This is a genomic window from Deltaproteobacteria bacterium (genome assembly GCA_016930875.1).
In the GTDB taxonomy this organism is placed as follows: Bacteria; Desulfobacterota; Desulfobacteria; order Desulfobacterales.
Window position 1 is genome coordinate 1 of record JAFGFW010000089.1, and the last position, 15978, is coordinate 15978.

General features: G+C 51.1%; 16 protein-coding genes. 11 read left to right on the forward strand and 5 right to left on the reverse strand.

All coding sequences use genetic code 11. The features are described 5' to 3' along the window. Window positions 1-167 precede the first annotated feature (167 nt). Both JW883_08425 and purN read right to left on the reverse strand, forming a co-directional pair. Window positions 168-842, reverse strand: coding sequence for a CBS domain-containing protein (locus JW883_08425; protein MBN1842289.1), 675 nt, complete (start codon window positions 840-842; stop codon window positions 168-170). Between the two features lie 75 nt (window positions 843-917). Beyond that, complete coding sequence (gene purN, locus JW883_08430) at window positions 918-1712, reverse strand: phosphoribosylglycinamide formyltransferase (protein MBN1842290.1); 795 nt, start codon at window positions 1710-1712, stop codon at window positions 918-920. Between the two features lie 144 nt (window positions 1713-1856). Between purN and JW883_08435 the strand changes: the two genes are divergently transcribed. From JW883_08435 to JW883_08465, 7 genes are all read left to right on the forward strand, one after another. Further along, window positions 1857-2471 carry a WYL domain-containing protein gene (locus JW883_08435; GenBank protein MBN1842291.1) on the forward strand — a complete coding sequence of 205 codons (615 nt, stop codon included), beginning with the start codon at window positions 1857-1859 and terminating at the stop codon, window positions 2469-2471. A gap of 104 nt (window positions 2472-2575) precedes the next feature. After that, window positions 2576-3754, forward strand: a complete 1179-nt coding sequence (locus JW883_08440) for an acetyl-CoA C-acetyltransferase (protein MBN1842292.1) — start codon at window positions 2576-2578, stop codon at window positions 3752-3754. A gap of 10 nt (window positions 3755-3764) precedes the next feature. Continuing rightward, entirely contained in the window at window positions 3765-4550 is a 786-nt protein-coding gene (locus tag JW883_08445) for an enoyl-CoA hydratase/isomerase family protein (protein ID MBN1842293.1), read from the forward strand. A gap of 13 nt (window positions 4551-4563) precedes the next feature. Beyond that, window positions 4564-5721, forward strand: a complete 1158-nt coding sequence (locus tag JW883_08450) for an acyl-CoA dehydrogenase (protein MBN1842294.1) — start codon at window positions 4564-4566, stop codon at window positions 5719-5721. Continuing rightward, window positions 5722-6252 (forward strand): cob(I)yrinic acid a,c-diamide adenosyltransferase, encoded by a 531-nt coding sequence (locus JW883_08455; GenBank protein ID MBN1842295.1) that lies wholly within the window; start codon window positions 5722-5724, stop codon window positions 6250-6252. It abuts the gene before it with no gap. A 10-nt stretch (window positions 6253-6262) separates the two neighbouring features. Beyond that, the gene (locus JW883_08460; GenBank protein MBN1842296.1) at window positions 6263-7948 is read left to right on the forward strand and encodes a methylmalonyl-CoA mutase family protein; all 1686 of its coding nucleotides are present in this window, start codon (window positions 6263-6265) and stop codon (window positions 7946-7948) included. A 12-nt stretch (window positions 7949-7960) separates the two neighbouring features. Further along, the gene (locus tag JW883_08465) at window positions 7961-8359 is read left to right on the forward strand and encodes a cobalamin B12-binding domain-containing protein (GenBank protein MBN1842297.1); all 399 of its coding nucleotides are present in this window, start codon (window positions 7961-7963) and stop codon (window positions 8357-8359) included. 16 nt (window positions 8360-8375) lie between these two features. Here the strand turns inward: JW883_08465 and JW883_08470 are convergent, their stop codons facing one another. From JW883_08470 to JW883_08480, 3 genes are all read right to left on the reverse strand, one after another. Beyond that, window positions 8376-8540: a hypothetical protein gene (locus JW883_08470; GenBank protein ID MBN1842298.1), complete on the reverse strand. Its 165-nt coding sequence runs from the start codon at window positions 8538-8540 to the stop codon at window positions 8376-8378. A 125-nt stretch (window positions 8541-8665) separates the two neighbouring features. After that, window positions 8666-9628: an ExsB family transcriptional regulator gene (locus JW883_08475; GenBank protein MBN1842299.1), complete on the reverse strand. Its 963-nt coding sequence runs from the start codon at window positions 9626-9628 to the stop codon at window positions 8666-8668. Between the two features lie 213 nt (window positions 9629-9841). Then, window positions 9842-11944, reverse strand: coding sequence for a 6-phosphofructokinase (locus JW883_08480; protein ID MBN1842300.1), 2103 nt, complete (start codon window positions 11942-11944; stop codon window positions 9842-9844). Window positions 11945-12165: 221 nt separating this feature from the next. Between JW883_08480 and JW883_08485 the strand changes: the two genes are divergently transcribed. From JW883_08485 to JW883_08500, 4 genes are read left to right on the forward strand one after another with little or no spacing between them, the layout of a single operon-like run. After that, window positions 12166-12657 carry a hypothetical protein gene (locus JW883_08485; GenBank protein ID MBN1842301.1) on the forward strand — a complete coding sequence of 164 codons (492 nt, stop codon included), beginning with the start codon at window positions 12166-12168 and terminating at the stop codon, window positions 12655-12657. A gap of 29 nt (window positions 12658-12686) precedes the next feature. Then, window positions 12687-13904, forward strand: a complete 1218-nt coding sequence (coaBC, locus tag JW883_08490; protein MBN1842302.1) for a bifunctional phosphopantothenoylcysteine decarboxylase/phosphopantothenate--cysteine ligase CoaBC — start codon at window positions 12687-12689, stop codon at window positions 13902-13904. A gap of 20 nt (window positions 13905-13924) precedes the next feature. After that, entirely contained in the window at window positions 13925-14638 is a 714-nt protein-coding gene (locus tag JW883_08495; GenBank protein MBN1842303.1) for a uracil-DNA glycosylase, read from the forward strand. Continuing rightward, the gene (locus JW883_08500) at window positions 14625-15914 is read left to right on the forward strand and encodes a nodulation protein NfeD (protein ID MBN1842304.1); all 1290 of its coding nucleotides are present in this window, start codon (window positions 14625-14627) and stop codon (window positions 15912-15914) included. The genes JW883_08495 and JW883_08500 overlap by 14 nt, the downstream gene beginning before the upstream one ends. Window positions 15915-15978 lie beyond the last annotated feature (64 nt).

The following is a 15978-nucleotide window of genomic DNA, read 5'->3' on the forward strand; positions in this document are numbered from 1 at the left end:
AACTTGTAATATTGGAGGGCTGGGGACATCCCCCGTACCCTCAAATGCTAACTCTTATATCTAAATTCCAGTATACAAGGCATTTTTTTCAGGCATTCGTGAGTTCGCGGAGCGCCTGGCCCGCTTCAAGGGGGCAGATCAAGGCCACGTCTCTGGGCGTGGATTCTTTACCCCTTTGGCAAGTATGGGGTGAGGTCCCTGACGTATGTTGTTAACACCCTAAATCCGCTGTCAGTCAAAGCAGAAACGGCTTTCTCCTTATCCGCGGCAGCCACTCTCATGACGAGTTGATATACTCCAGGGAATTCTCTCGCCGGCCAAGTGACAAGACTCCGAATATTGATCTGTTTCTCTTTGAGGATTCTGGACACCTCTGCCACGATCCCGATGCGATCCTCAATCAGAACCGTGAAACGGGAACTGTCCGTGTCGATGCCGATGGCTTGAAGCAGCACATCCATGACGTCGGTGGTTGTGATGATGCCCGCGAGCTTTTCCTTTTCCATGATAGGAAGTGCGCTGATCCTGTTTTCTTGCATGATACGAGCCGCACGCTCAATGGTTGTGTCGGGCGAGATGGTAATGATCTTTTTCCTCATGATCATATCTACTGTCAACTGCTTCAGCAGATAGTTCAACTCATGAACGCTAAGTGTTGTTGCCGGAGATGCCCAGCTCTGCTTAAGATCCCTATCCGAAACGATCCCCACCAGATTTTCATCCTTGTCTACAACGAGAAGGTGGGCAATTCGCCTTTCAGCTATTATATTCTGTGCTTGTACAAGCGAAGTATCAGGTGGCACTGTGACAAGGTCTGTGTGCATGACACGGCCAACATACATCAGGGATACCTCCTTTGGATGACGCGGTGATACATTCAGGGGCCAACCCCCCAACTTTAATACATATATATATCATCACCCTTTAATTTCGACAAACTTTTTCTTAAACACTCTTCCGTTTTCCAGTGCATAAGTCTTCAAAACGACTTTCAGGCGATTTTCTGCAAACAACTGAATGCATGCCGGGTAGAGCTCCCACTCAAGCTTCAGGCCCTTAGCCCTGACCGACTCAAGGGTATCTTCAGGCACGATTTCAAAGGCTTTCTGCCCAATAATGGGTCCTGTGTCTTCTCCATAGTCCACGAAATGAACCGTGCATCCTCCCACTTTACACCCATAACGATAGGTGTCCCCGTAGCCGTCCACACCCGGAAAAGACGGCAGGAGCGCAGGATGAATGTTCATAATCCGGGGGCTTGACGGATCTGTGTTGGTCCGATCTATGAAGTAGGGAGTAAGGACTCGCATGAATCCGGCCAAGACCAACAGGTCAAAGGGGTAGACAGCCATCTTCTTGAGCAAATCTGCCTCTGCGACAGCCCTCGTAGAAAAGAATCTTGCAACTTTTTCTTTGCCTGAAGCAGGCGGCTTTAGCTCTTGTGAGGCCAATATTTTTTTCAGATCCAAATCCCTGGGCACAAGGTTTTCCAGTCGCTGGTCTCGCGCTCGCCCAAAGATGGCCTTATAATCAGTTACAAATGTGGGAATCCCGTGTTTTTCCGCCCTATTCAGCCCATGGGCATCAGGGTTATCCGAACCCACAAAGACGAGCCTTCCGTCTATCTGGTCAGACTCGCAGGCGTCAATAATAGCCTGCAAGTTGCTTCCCCCTCCTGAAATCAGTGCCCCAATGCGGATTTTATCAACCATAGGTGAAGCATTAGCAGCACGCCCTCAAGGCTGTCAACAACGTTGGCTTTTAGTTGCAAAATTCGTGTTTTTGGCCTTGACTTTGAACCCATTAAAATTTATTGTTTTTTCATGCAAAGTCACCGTCTTGCACGCCTACTTCGGATGATTGTCGAAGTCAGGACCCAGCCGCACAAGCATCCCGTACAGATCGCCAAAGACCTTGGAATCTCTCTTAGGCAATTCTACTACGACAGAAATGAACTGGCCCGGATGGGATTCCGGTTTTCCAGGGCAAAGGGGCAGTTTGCCATCCTTAGCGACCCCCTGATCACCATAAGCGAGTTCCCGCTGAGCGAGATCTTGTCACTTGTTTTGGCTGCCCGCCATCTGTTTGCCACCCAGGATTTCTCCGTCGTGAGACGCGCCCTTAATGGCCTTTATGCCATTGTCAACCACATGCCGGAATCTCAAAAACAGCTTTTGAGGCCTCTAATCCAGGATGTGATTATCAAAGACGGTTTTGGTTGCAGGCCGGATATTCTCGAAGACATCATTCGTGCAGTGGAAGAGAAAAGACGCATCATAGTCCGTTTTCGGCACAGCGCCCGAGAAAGACGAGTCGCATTGGATCCCTTTGATCTCTGTTTAAGCCGGTCCAAGCTGTTCTTGGATGCTTACTGTGTCGAAAGAAAGAGGCGCTCACGATATCGGGTCGCCACCATGGACAGAATCGTATTCACACCGCTATATAGACCGGAAAATTCTCATGCAACCTGATTTTGCGAACTCGCCAGGAGATTTCATAACCGTTTGACAATGGCCTGCCGGGCTTATTATGGTAAGATTTTTAAGCGACTACGCGATAGATAGAAGGAGGATTTATGAAAGAAGTTGTCATTGTGAGTGCGGCGAGAACAGCTGTCGGAGCATTTCAAGGGACCCTGTCGAATATCTCGGCCACTGACCTGGGAGCGTATGCCATTAGAGAAGCCATGAAACGCGCAGGGATCTCTTCAGAAGATGTTGATGAAGTGATCATGGGCAGTGTCCTCCCGTGCGGTCTGGGACAGAATCCGGCCAGACAGGCCTTGATCAAGGCAGGCCTTGAGTATGATGTGGAAGCCTTCACAGTAAACAAGGTTTGTGGTTCGGGTTTAAAGTCCGTCATGCTGGGCGCCCAGGCTATGATGACAAACGATGCGGACGTGATCGTGGCCGGCGGCATGGAAAATATGAATCTTGCGCCCTATTTCTTGAAAAAGGCTCGAACAGGGTATCGCATGGGAGACGGCAAACTGATTGATGGTATGGTGCACGACGGCCTGTGGTGCCACGTCAATGACTTTCACATGGGTATGAGTGCGGAGCTTTGTGCGGAAAAGTATGAGGTTACCCGAGAGGATCAGGATGAATTCGCGCTGAATTCTTACAACAAGGCCTTAAAGGCACAGAGTGAAGGGGTATTTGACCAGGAGATATTTCCTGTAGAGATACCGCAAAGAAAAGGCGATCCAATCTCCTTTGCAAAGGACGAAGTGGTCCGTCCAACCTCCATGGAGGCCTTGGCCAAACTTGCGCCGGCCTTTAAAAAGAACGGCACGGTGACGGCGGGAAATGCCTCCAAGATTAGCGACGGGGCTGCGGCCGTAGTCCTGATGACCAGAGAAAAGGCTGAAGCCATGAACTTGAAACCCCTGGCCCGTGTGGGCGCACAATGCTCCGTGGCCATTGACCCAAAATACGTTCTCATAGCGCCCATCTACGGCATCCCCAAGCTCCTGAAAAAAGCAGGCCTTGCCACTGGCGACATTGACATCTTTGACATCAACGAAGCCTTCTCTGCTTCAAGCGTGGCCATTACCAAGACTTTGGGACTTGATCCTGCCAAGGTGAACATGCGGGGCGGGGCAGTGGCGCTCGGTCATCCTATTGGCGCCAGCGGCGCCAGGGTTCTTGTGACCCTGCTGTATTTGATGAAGGATAACGATGCAAAACGCGGAGTGGCATCACTATGCCTGGGCGGCGGCGAGGCCGTCTGTTTGCTGTTAGAAAGGGATTAAGGAGGTTGTTATGTCTTATAAGATGATTAGACTTGAAGTATCCGAAGCCATTGCAACCCTTACATTTGATCGGCCCAAGGCGCTCAATGCCCTTAGCCCGGAGGTGATCGGAGAATTTCATAAGGCCATTTCCGAGGTTGAGAGGATGGATGAAGTCAAGGTCCTCATATTGACAGGGGCCGGGAGGGCCTTTGTGGCCGGCGCTGACATTCAAGTGTTGCAAGGCCTTGACCCGCTTGGCGCGAAGCAGTTTGCGCTGGCCGGACAATGGGCCCTGTTCGCCCTGGAGGCCATGGATATTCCGGTCATTGCTTGCGTTAATGGCTTTGCCTTGGGAGGTGGTTGCGAAATCGCCATGGCTTGCGATTTTATTTGTGCTTCAGAAAAGGCAAAACTCGGACAGCCGGAAATTAACCTGGGGCTCATACCAGGTTTTGGCGGAACGCAGCGTCTGGCCCGCCTGGTGGGAAAAGGACGGGCAAAGGAACTCTGCATGACAGGGCGCATCATCACTGCCCAGGAAGCCTTTGCCATGGGCCTGGTTACAAGGGTATTTCCAGCAGAAACCCTGATGGAAGAGACGCTTAAGATAGCAAAGGCGATAGCAGAAAAAGGTCTTGTGTCTCTCAGGGCCGTTAAGCATGTTATTGACAACGGATTTGACGTGGACCTAAAAAACGGGTGTGCCCTGGAAGCAGACGCATTTTCCATCTGTTTTGCCAGCCCCGACCAAAAGGAGGGAACCACTGCCTTTCTGGAAAAACGAACGCCCAAGTTTTCGGGAAAGCTGGTGTGACAGAGGAGGTAATATGAATTTTGAGCTGACCGAAGAGCAGAAAATGATCAGGGACATGTGCCGGCGTTTTGCAGAAAATGAAATCAAACCTGTGGCCGCCCGACTTGATGACAAAAAAGAACATCCGGTTGAATTATGCCAGAAGATGGGAGAATTGGGCCTCATGGGAATTGCCATTCCGGATGAGTATGGCGGGGCCGCGATGGACTATGTCTCTTACATGTTGGCTGTTATTGAAATATCTAAGGCTTGTGCATCTACCGGCGTGATCATGTCGGTGAATAATTCCCTGTACTGTTTTCCCATCAACACCTTTGGCAGCGACGAGCAGAAGCGCAATTATCTCACGCCAGTGGCCAGTGGCAAGGCGATCGGTTGCTACGCCCTGACCGAAGCGGGGGCCGGCTCAGACCCGGCTTCCTTGCGAACCACTGCGGAGCTTGACGGAGACACCTGGGTCATCAATGGAGAAAAGAAATTCATCACCAGCGGCAATGTAGCGGATTATTGCGTCCTGGCCGCAATGACAGACAAGCAAAAAGGATACAAGGGGATCAGTTCTTTTGTTGTTGACTTGAAAAATACCCCTGGTTTTTCAGTGGGCCGCGTGGAAGACAAGATGGGAATCAAGGCCTCCGGCACTGCAGAAATGGTTTTTACTGACGCCCGTATCCCCAGAGAGAATATCATCGGAGAAGCTGGGGCGGGCCTGAGGCAGATGCTGACGACTCTTGATGCAGGCCGTCTCGGAATCGGGGCGCAAGCAGTGGGGATCGGCCGGGCAGTCCTGGAAGAGGCCCTTGAATATTCAAAGGTGCGCGAACAGTTCGGAAAACCGATCAGCAGATTTCAGGCAATTCAGTGGAAACTCGCAGACATGGCCACCGAGATGGATGCAGCTGAACTCCTGCTTCTAAGGGCCGCCTGGTTGCAGGATCAAGGCAAGCCCTTTGAAAAGGAGTCTGCCATGGCCAAAATGTATGCCTCAGACATTGCTATGCGGGCTGCTGTGGAAGGAGTTCAGATACTTGGCGGATACGGCTACTGCAAGGAGTTTCCCATGGAACGTCATATGCGCGATGCCAAGATTTGCCAGATCTATGAGGGAACCAATGAGATCATGAGGTTGGTTATAGCGCGGAATCTCTTGAAACAGACAAAAAAGAAGTAAGTGGAACTCGAAAAGGGGCTCATACAGGTCTACACAGGCGACGGAAAAGGCAAAACCACGGCAGCTCTGGGTCTTGCCCTTCGCGCCCTGGGCCAGGGGCTGAAGGTCATTATGATTCAGTTCTTGAAAGGAGACAGCCGGACCGGTGAATTGGCCATGGGCAGGCGCCTCTTTCCTGATCTCGAGATCAAGCCTATGGGGAGAAAGGGTTTTGTTGGCCCGGAGGGCCCTGGGCCAGAGGACCTGAGCCTGGCAGAAGCTGCCCTCGAGGAAGCCAGGAGGGTTCTGGACAAAAGGCTTTGCAATCTCCTCATCCTGGATGAGATTAATGTGGCGGTCTCCATGGGTCTGGTTCCCGAAGATGCCGTGTTGGATCTCATGAATACCAAACCAAATGATGTTGAGCTGGTCCTTACAGGCCGAGAGGCTCCCTCATCATTCATTCAAAGGGCCGACTTGGTGACTACAATGCAATGCATCAAGCATTATTTCAACCAGGGACAGGCGGCTCGGGTTGGTATAGAGCTTTGAGAGGAACTCAATGAACGCACTGTTTAAGCTAGATGAAGTCGGCAAGATAAAGTTGGGCAAAAAGGCCTGGCAGGAGCAACTTCAAAAAAAGCCGGCAGGCCTCCGGTCAGGCAAGGAGACCTTTACCACAGTTTCAGGAAAGGAGATAGAACCACTATACACGCCGGTTGACATAAACGACTTTGACTATACGGACAAGCTGGGTTTCCCGGGGCAGTATCCTTTTACCAGAGGTGTACAGGCCTCCATGTATCGGGGCAAACCGTGGACCATGAGGATGTTTGCGGGCCTTGGAAGCGCGGAGGAAACCAACGAACGGTTTCATTATCTGGTCAGCCAGGGGCAGACCGGGCTCTCCACGGCCTTCGACATGCCAACACTCATGGGCTATGACACCGACGACCCCAAAGCCAGCGGAGAATGCGGAAAGTGCGGTGTGGCCATCGACACCTTGAAAGACATGGAAATCCTCTTTGATGGACTGCCTGTAGACAAACTCACCGCTTCCATGACGATCAACCCCCCGGCTCCGGTCCTGTGGGCCATGTATATTGCCACGGCAGAAAAAAGGGGGATTCCCAGGGAAAAACTGGGCGGAACCATTCAGAATGATATGCTAAAGGAATTTATTGCCCAGAAGACCTTTATGTGCCCGCCTGAGGCCTCCATGCGCCTTATTGTTGACACTATTGAGTTTGGAACCCTGGAGGTTCCCAGGTGGAACACCATAAGCATAAGCGGTTATCACATCCGCGAAGCAGGTTCTACGGCCGTGCAGGAACTCGCCTTCACCCTGGCCGACGGTATCGCCTACGTCCAAGCGGCGATTGAGCGTGGCCTTGATGTGGATGCCTTTGCCCCTCGCCTCTCATTTTTTTTCAATGCACATGTTGATTTTTTCGAAGAGATCGCCAAATACCGGGCCGCCCGCAGGATGTGGGCAGACATTATGAAAAATCGGTTCAAGGCAAAATCAGAACGTTCCTTGTGGCTCCGTTTCCATACGCAGACAGCAGGCTGCAGCCTGACGGCTCAACAGCCTTTCAACAACGTAGTTCGAACCACTGTGGAAGCGCTGGCTGCCGTGCTGGGTGGCACTCAGTCTCTTCATACCAATTCCTTTGACGAGGTCCTTGCCATTCCCACGGAAGAGGCCGCAACGATTGCCTTGCGAACCCAGCAGATCCTGGCTGAGGAGACGGGTGTGGCCAATACCATAGATCCGCTTGGCGGGTCTTACTTTGTGGAGTCCTTAACCGATCAGATGGAGCGGGCCGCCTGCGAATACATAAACAAGATTGACGATAAGGGCGGTATGTTGAAGGCCATCGAAAGAAACTATCCCCAGATGGAAATCGCAGATGCCGCTTACAGCTTTCAACGGGATTTTGACGAACAGAAAAAGATTATGGTAGGTGTTAACAAGTATGTAATCGACGAGGAAATTCCGGTTGATATCTACCAGACTGACGAGGCCCTGGAAGATCGTCAGCTTGCCCGGACAAATGAAGTCAAGAACAACCGAGACCAGAAAAGGGTCAAGCAATGTTTGGAGCGACTTGGGGAGGCGTGCACCGGCAAGGACAATGTTATGCCTTGCCTCATTGAGGCCGCATCAGCCTATGCGACCTTGCAGGAAATGTGTGATGTTTTCAGGAAGGTATTTGGCATTTATAGAGACCCAGGAACTTTCTAGCTTTATAAGCTCATGGCACGCAAAATCAGAATACTCGTAGCAAAACCCGGCCTCGACGGCCATGACAGGGGTGCGCGCATTATTGCCAGGGCATTTCGAGACGCGGGTTTTGAGGTCATCTATACGGGTCTTCATCAAACACCCGAGCAGATTGTCAGCGCCGCCATCCAGGAAGATGTGGACTTGATTGGTCTGAGCAGCCTGGCCGCCGCTCATCTCTATCTGTTTCAGAAGGTCATCGATCTGCTGAAGAGCCAGGGGGCGGATGATATCATGCTGGTGGGCGGTGGTATCATTCCGGAAAAAGACGTAGACAAACTCAAGGCCATGGGCGTTCGAGAGATCTTCCCTCCTGGCAGTTCCCTTGAGGCTATTGTGGACTGGGTTCACAAGAATGTAAAGCCTCGGTAGGCTGAACTTGCAATGATCACTTACAAAGCTGGGTCGACTGTAGTACGCAATTGAGATATTCCTGCTTCCATCCGATATCCTCTCCCAGGGCAATATAATCACCCGCAAAACTCATTACCATTTCTGATATTTTCGGCTTTGCCGGTTTTTTCCTTAGAGAATGCTTTTTTCTAATCGTCATTTGCTCTCAAACTCTCCCAGAATGCTAACCCTCACGTTCAGAAGCGAGCGCAGCGAATCGCTGCAACGCTCGCTGAGGACATGAAAACATTGGAGGCATTTCTGACTCTGAATACTCAACTGTCATCAAATTGCTTCAATCGTAGAGGGGGGCTTCGGCGTTATGTTGTACGTGACGCTGACGATGCCAGGCACCTCTCGGACGATCTCCCGAGCGACCTTCTCAAGGATTTCGAACGAGACCCGCGTCGGTGTTGCGGTCCGCGCGTCGACGCTGTCCCAGCAGCGTACCTCGATCTGCTGACCGAAATCGCGCTTCCCGTCGCGCATGCCGGTCACGCGGTCTTCATGAAGGATTGCCATGTACTGAAATGCACCGATGCCCTTGAGCGATCGCTCGACAACGATTGTTGCCTTTCGAACCGTCTCGATACGTTCCGGGGTCACCTCGCCTATCACGCGTGCCGAGAGCGCCGGCCCCGGGAACGGAATGCGCTCGAATAGCTCGGCAGGAAGCCCGAGGGCTTTGCCGATCTTTCTGACGCCGTCCTTGCGAAGCTGAATGAGTGGCTCGATGATGCGGTAGCCGAAAGCCTCCTCCGGATCGATCCCGAGCTGCTCGAAGACATTGTGCTGCCGCTTGATCCCCGCGACGGTCTCGTCTATATCGGTCAGGATAGTTCCCTGGAGAAGGTACTTAGCTCCACTTTCCTTGACGATCCCTCCGAATACGTTTCGGTAGAAGGTCTGGGTAATGGCCTCGCGCTTCTCTTCCGGGTCCGTGATTTTCTTGAGCGCCGCGAAGAACTCTTTGCGCGCATCGACTACTTCGACCGTGACGCCGAGCTTTCGAAAAAAACCCGTGACCTGTTCGGACTCTCCCTCGCGCATGAGCCCGTTTTCGATGAAGAGGGTCTTAAGACGGCTCCCCAAGGCTCGATGACCGAGCATCGTGACCGTAGACGAATCGACGCCTCCCGAGAGGGCGTTGATCGCCATTCCGTCGCCAACAACCGCCTTGATCTCTTTGACCTTCTCATTGATGAAGCGCTCGATGTTAAGATCCTGCGCGGTGATCTCCTTAATCATGTTGTGACATCCTTTTCGTCTGATAACCTTTTCACCGGGTCCAAACCTGGGGGAAGGGGTAGGTGTGTTTCAGTATTTCTTTGTCGCCAAGCTTGACCTATAAGTCCCTGATTTGTAACATTTTCCCTCTTCTGGTAGGGTAATACGGTTGCGTGTTGCGAGCTGCTTCCTGGAAAAGGAGGATATCAGGCATCCGGGATCCGGCATCAAGCACTATCTGCTGCTTCCCAGTGCGTTCAAGAGGAGCGTTATCGGCCTTTCTTCTTCGCTTTTACCTGCAAACCTGATCGGGCCGGGCCGTCTGTAATTATCCTCTTCGGGTATTGCCCCGAGCCACTTATCTCTAAAGGCCTTTACGACTCTGAAGGCCGGAGAATTTACGTCCACCACGCTTTTTTCCAATACGAGCGCCAGCTTTCCTTTTCTTTCTTCAAGGTGCATAAGAGGAGCAATGGGAATCCCGATCGGTTCCCACTCGGAAAAATCCTTTTCCAGATTCCTTATGGCTGCCATCTGACCGGTTGAACCATTGGCTATCAGGCTAAAAACGGTTAATCCCAGGTTATAGGTATAAATGCAGTCAAATCTGGTTGGATCGCTCCCCCTGCCGTCATAACCGTAAAAATGGACCTGGGTCTTGAACTTGGGAACGGATTTCTTAAAAATTTTCTCAACTGGAGCAGGGATTTTTTCATCTTCCTTAATAGCGCCCTCCTTTATTAGGGCGCGTTTGAGCCTTCTTGCTGATATGATGGATGCTTTGGCCATCAGAAATTGGGCATCATCAGAATAGTTGTCAAACACCATAGGACCAAAATAGTCGGGGTCAAGCCCTTCTTTTTCAAGGTTTTTTTCGTAATAGGATCTTTCGATTCCTATTTTATAAATTCCCTCTTCCCTTAAGATCTTCAGGTAGTCTTTCACCAGCCCCATGATGACCTTGTCGGTCTCGACTTGGGAAAACTGGAAATTCCCGTGGCTGTCCCTTTCCGTAAGGAGCCCTTCCTGGAAAAACGCAGGGATGTCATCGAAGAGGTCATCGTCCCGTGTAGTCCAAATGGTAAAAGAACTATCTTCCCGTGAACGCCTGGCAAGTTTCCGCAGGTATTCCAGTTTATCGCCAAGAAGCGGGAAATCCGAGTGGAAATCCGTATCGTGCACATCGTTATATTCTGCGATAATGGAATTCAGCTTTATTATAAAGATCTGTATCTCATTGATAAATTCCAGGACGCCTTCCGGTATGACAATAACCCCATAGTTTTTCCCGACAGCGGCCCTCTTCACAATGCCTTCACAAAGCACCCGGGAAAGATGCCGCAAGGTCATGCCATAGGCAGTATAGTCTATTTTCCCCTCTTTTTCTGCTTTCTCAATTCTCCTATTGTCCACATAGTCGGCGAGATCCTCGCCAATAAGGGTAATATTTGCATGCGTCTGCAAGACGACTTCAAGGGCCAGATGACTTGCAACTCTTCCCATAACCTTGCAAATATGCCAGTATTTGACATCAGAAGTGCTGTCTGTATATAAGTTGCTTATCTCCTTGGCAAAAGCCCGGGCAGCCGTATGAAAGCCAAAGGACATGGCGCACAAAACATTTCCATTTGCATCTCTTACCTGTATGTCGCCATCAATCGTTTTGGGGACTCCTATGACCTGAACACCATCTTCAAACATCTCTTGTGCCAGAAATGCTGCATTCGTATTTGAATCATCACCCCCGACTATTACGATGGCATCCAGCTCAAGTCTCTTGCACGTCTCCCTTGAAAGGGCCATCTTTTCTTTTGTATCTATTTTCGCGCGGCCAGTCTTGATCATGCTGAAACCTCCAAGATTTCTGTAAGCATCAACAAGACTCCCGGTCAGTTCGACGGCTTCATTTTCAATTATACCGTCCGGTCCGAGGAGGAAACCATATATCTTGGTTTCAGGATTGGTTTTCTTAGCAGCATCATAAAGACCCGCTATCACATTGTGACCTCCGGGGGCAGGCCCCCCTGAAAACACAATACCGATATTGCGCTTCTTGCAGTACCTCTCCTTAAAGGATGCCTCAGGGGATTCAAGGCCCACAACGGTCTGGACCTTGTTATCTATGATCTTTGGCAGTTGCCTTCTTGCTTCTTGATCAACAAAAAATTCATATTGTTGACTTTCCTCCAGGGCACTATATAGAAAAGAAAACACGTTACATTTTGGTGGCACGTATTCTCTTCTTTCAATCAACTCCTTATTAATATTGCTAATTGCCTCTTGAACTTCCCGCTTTTTCAGAAGATCTTCAATGCTTATGGTCTCTTCTACTGGCATCGGCAACCCCCGTGTTCATTTTTTTTGGCACGAGTATAGGGAAAAATCCACTTATGTGTCAAGGGACAAACCCTGTGTAAACCGGGAGACAACAACGAGGTCCTTGACTGTGCCTGGCATTGCTGTTAGTGTTCAAACAATGGTAACTTCCATTGAATCGGTCCTCGTTTCGGGGAAGCAATTGATTTGATAATCTTCATTATGAAAGGGGAGGGGATGCCATGACAGATTCTGGACGATCCAGGTTTTTTGGAGGTGCCTTGGCGCTTTTACTTGTTCTCATTATTTCTGCCGGATGTGCCAGCTTGAAAAGCGGCGCTGCCAGCTCGGAGGATTCAGCCGTCCAAGCAACAACCGAGGAAGAAGAGACGCCAGGACCTCTCTACTATGATTTTGGAGATGTTCTTGTCCCTGTGGAGCTCAAGGTGGTTAGGGAAAAATCTTTTATCTATCACGCCCCGGGGTTCACCGCCGGTGTGCTGGTATTGACTGGACGGGTGGAGGTGGACTCTCTCGTCAGGTTTTTCGAAAACAACATGGTGAAGGACAACTGGCGGCTATTGAGTGCTTTCAAGTCTCCGCGAGCAATCATGTTTTTCAGCAAGGCGAATCGAAGCTGCGTCGTCAATATCACTGAAAAACAATTCAAGACAGAAGTCGAAATCTGGGTGGCCCCCACCGTGGAGGACAGTGAAGCCACACTGCTGAAATAACGTAGGTTCTTAAAAAACAAATAACTAGCGTGCCAGATCCACTAGAGGATAAACAGATCGTCCTGGGTGTCTGTGGCGGGATCGCGGCATACAAGGCCGCGGATTTCCTCAGACTTCTCGTCAAGTCGAACGCCGACATACGGGTCATCATGACCAAGGCGGCCCAGGCCTTTGTAGGGCCGGTTACATTTGAAGCGCTCTCGGGGCATCCGGTATGGACCCGTATGTTCGAGGGCAGGAAAAATGGTGTACTGAGGCACATCAGATGGGCGGACGAGGCAGATGCCGCGGTGATCATACCCGCCACTGCCAACGTCATTGGGAAAATGGCTCATGGGATTGCTGACGATCCCCTGACGACCCTTGTATTGGCCCTGAAGGCTCCTGTTCTGGTTTGTCCGTCCATGAACGTTCATATGTTTGAAAATACCGTAGTTCAGGATAACATAGACAGGCTCCGCCAGGTAGGAATGCATGTCGTCGGTCCGGCAACCGGTTTACTTGCCTGTGGCCATGAGGGCGCAGGGCGTCTTGCCGATCTTGAGGCTATCGCAGAGCAACTCAGGAGCCTGTTGACGCCCCAGGATCTGGCCGGGGAGCAGGTTTTGGTGACGGCAGGGCCAACGCAGGAAGCGATTGATCCGGTTAGATTTATTAGCAATTCCTCCTCGGGAAAAATGGGATACGCCTTGGCCCGTGTTGCCCGGAGGCGGGGGGCTGAGGTCGTCTTAATCAGCGGCCCCACGACTCTTCCTGACCCTGACGGAGTGAGGGCCATTCGTGTTAGGACAGCCAAAGAGATGTTTGACGCGGTTATGGCCCGGGCGGGCCATAGTACGATTATCATCAAGGCGGCAGCCGTATCCGATATGAGGCCAGCCGACGTTTTCCAACACAAAGTGAAAAAGGCCGAGATGGGGCAACAGTGGCCCATGGAAAAGACGGGCGATATCTTAAAGGCGCTTGGAGAAAGGAAGAAAGATCAGGTTTTGGTCGGCTTTGCGGCAGAAACACAGGACCTGGAAGAAAACGCCAGGGCCAAGCTGACGGCAAAGAACCTGGACTTGGTTGTGGCCAACCTCGTGGGGCGAGATGATTCAGGATTCGGTTCGGATACGAACCAGGTAAACCTTTATTTTAAGGACGGACGCTCCGAAACTCTTGCCCTTATGCACAAGAGCGCCCTTGCAGACCTCCTGTTGGATAGAGTGTTGGAGATCAAGAAAAACTCGATGCCTGAAGCGTGATGCCGGATGCTGGATGAGAAATGACCGATCAAACCATCAACCATGCTCTTTACGATGATTTTTCAGAAATCGTCCGTGACCTCAGGGGTTATCTGCAATACGCAAAGCGGCTGGGATTCAAGGGCGTGGCCTTGTCTGAAAAGTCGGCAAATACCTTTGAGCAATGGGACAAAGGACCAGCGGTCGAGACCCTTGAGATGATCCGAAAGGACCTTGGAGACTGCCGCCGGTGCAAACTCCACAAAGGGCGCAAACACTTGGTTTTCGGTGATGGAAATCCACGGGCCCGACTGGTCCTTGTTGGTGAAGGGCCGGGTTACGAAGAAGACTTGCAGGGACTGCCTTTTGTAGGCCCCGCAGGTCAGTTGCTGACTAAAATCCTTGCAGCGATTCACCTGAGGCGCGACGAGGTCTACATCTGTAATATCATAAAGTGCCGTCCTCCGGGGAACCGGAACCCCGAGCCAGACGAAATAGGGGCTTGCATCCCATTTCTCCGACGCCAGATAAGAGCCATCAGGCCAAAAGTGATATGTGCCCTGGGGACATTTGCAGCCCAAACGCTCCTTAAGACAAATACGCCCATATCGCAATTGCGGGGCAATTTCCATACTTATGAAAATATTTCCCTTCTTCCTACCTATCACCCTGCGTTTCTTCTGCGCAATCCTGCCAAGAAGCGCGATGTCTGGGAAGATATCCAAAAGGTTCAGGCAGCCTATGAAAAGGTCTAGAGATATCCTCATAGCCTTCGTATTTGCCATTGTGTTTTTCGGGGCTTTTCCGCCTATCATTGAAGGTGGCGAGGGAGAGGTCTATGTGGCCAAGGTCTCAGGCACTATCAATCCGGGCCTTGCAGAGTATCTCATCAGGAGCATGGAAACAGCCTCAAGAGAAGGAGCGGGTTGCTTCGTGATCCAGATTGATACTCCGGGCGGATTGGCCCTTTCCATGCGATCCATTGTCATGGCCATATTGTCATCGGAAATCCCGATAGTCGTATATGTCTCACCAAGCGGGGCGCGGGCGGCATCGGCAGGCGTGATGATTACCATGGCAGCCGACATTGCTGCCATGGCTCCGGGTACCAATATTGGCGCGGCCCATCCGGTCAACCTCGGGCAAAAGAAGATGGACAAGACCATGGCCGAAAAAGTTGTCAATGACATGGTGGCCTATATAAAAACCATTGCAGAAAAAAAGGGGCGCAACAGCGAATGGGCTGAAAAGGCGGTTCGCGAAAGTGTCTCTGTGACAGAGAAGGAGGCCTTAGAGCTTAACGTGATTGACCTGATCGCAGAGGATCTTGACGATCTTCTTGAGAAGATTGACGGTCGAGAATTAAAAGGCAAGGAAACAATACACACCAAAGGTGTAAAAAGGGTGTCCCTTGCAGAAAGCCTCAGAGACAAGATACTTAAGACTTTAAGCGATCCCAACATTGCCTACATCCTTATGATGATCGGGCTTGCCGGCCTCTATTTTGAGCTGTCCCATCCTGGCGCTATTTTTCCAGGGGTGATCGGCGCCATGTCTCTGATTCTGGCCTTCTTTGCCTTTCAGACAGTTCCGGTAAATTACGCAGGAATCTTGCTCATTGCCCTTGCCCTTGTCCTGTTTATCCTTGAAATGAAGGTGACGAGCTATGGTCTTCTTAGCATTGGGGGAATCATCTGTTTCTTCTTAGGATCTCTTATGCTCTTTGAAAGCACCGGGTCTGCAATGCGTTTGTCATGGCGGGTCCTGAGTCCAACGGTTGTCATGGTATCCGGCTTTTTTGTCGCAGTGGCAGGCCTGGTCTTTCGATCCCAGATATCGAAACCTAAAACGGGCCAAAGGGGTCTGGTCGGCGACATAGGGATAGCAAAGAGCAGGCTTGAGCCGCAAGGCAAGGTCTTTGTCCACGGGGAGCTTTGGAACGCGGTAGCCGGGGAGAACATTGAGGCAGGCGCCAGGGTTCGTGTGGTAGGCGTGGATCGCTTACTGTTGACGGTTGAAGAGGTCAAGTAGTTTCCATCCAGAAATGGCCCTTTTTTGCAATCGCCGACTTCGCCATAGTAGCCTTCTTGGCTAC

Bases quoted from the DNA above. Each gene is read 5' to 3' on its own strand.
- JW883_08425 (MBN1842289.1), bottom strand. From the start codon at position 842: ATGTATGTTGGCCGTGTCATGCACACAGACCTTGTCACAGTGCCACCT.
- purN (MBN1842290.1), bottom strand. From the start codon at position 1,712: ATGGTTGATAAAATCCGCATTGGGGCACTGATTTCAGGAGGGGGAAGC.
- JW883_08435 (MBN1842291.1), top strand. From the start codon at position 1,857: ATGATTGTCGAAGTCAGGACCCAGCCGCACAAGCATCCCGTACAGATC.
- JW883_08440 (MBN1842292.1), top strand. From the start codon at position 2,576: ATGAAAGAAGTTGTCATTGTGAGTGCGGCGAGAACAGCTGTCGGAGCA.
- JW883_08445 (MBN1842293.1), top strand. From the start codon at position 3,765: ATGTCTTATAAGATGATTAGACTTGAAGTATCCGAAGCCATTGCAACC.
- JW883_08450 (MBN1842294.1), top strand. From the start codon at position 4,564: ATGAATTTTGAGCTGACCGAAGAGCAGAAAATGATCAGGGACATGTGC.
- JW883_08460 (MBN1842296.1), top strand. From the start codon at position 6,263: ATGAACGCACTGTTTAAGCTAGATGAAGTCGGCAAGATAAAGTTGGGC.
- JW883_08465 (MBN1842297.1), top strand. From the start codon at position 7,961: ATGGCACGCAAAATCAGAATACTCGTAGCAAAACCCGGCCTCGACGGC.
- JW883_08470 (MBN1842298.1), bottom strand. From the start codon at position 8,540: ATGACGATTAGAAAAAAGCATTCTCTAAGGAAAAAACCGGCAAAGCCG.
- JW883_08475 (MBN1842299.1), bottom strand. From the start codon at position 9,628: ATGATTAAGGAGATCACCGCGCAGGATCTTAACATCGAGCGCTTCATC.
- JW883_08480 (MBN1842300.1), bottom strand. From the start codon at position 11,944: ATGCCAGTAGAAGAGACCATAAGCATTGAAGATCTTCTGAAAAAGCGG.
- JW883_08485 (MBN1842301.1), top strand. From the start codon at position 12,166: ATGACAGATTCTGGACGATCCAGGTTTTTTGGAGGTGCCTTGGCGCTT.
- JW883_08495 (MBN1842303.1), top strand. From the start codon at position 13,925: ATGACCGATCAAACCATCAACCATGCTCTTTACGATGATTTTTCAGAA.
- JW883_08500 (MBN1842304.1), top strand. From the start codon at position 14,625: ATGAAAAGGTCTAGAGATATCCTCATAGCCTTCGTATTTGCCATTGTG.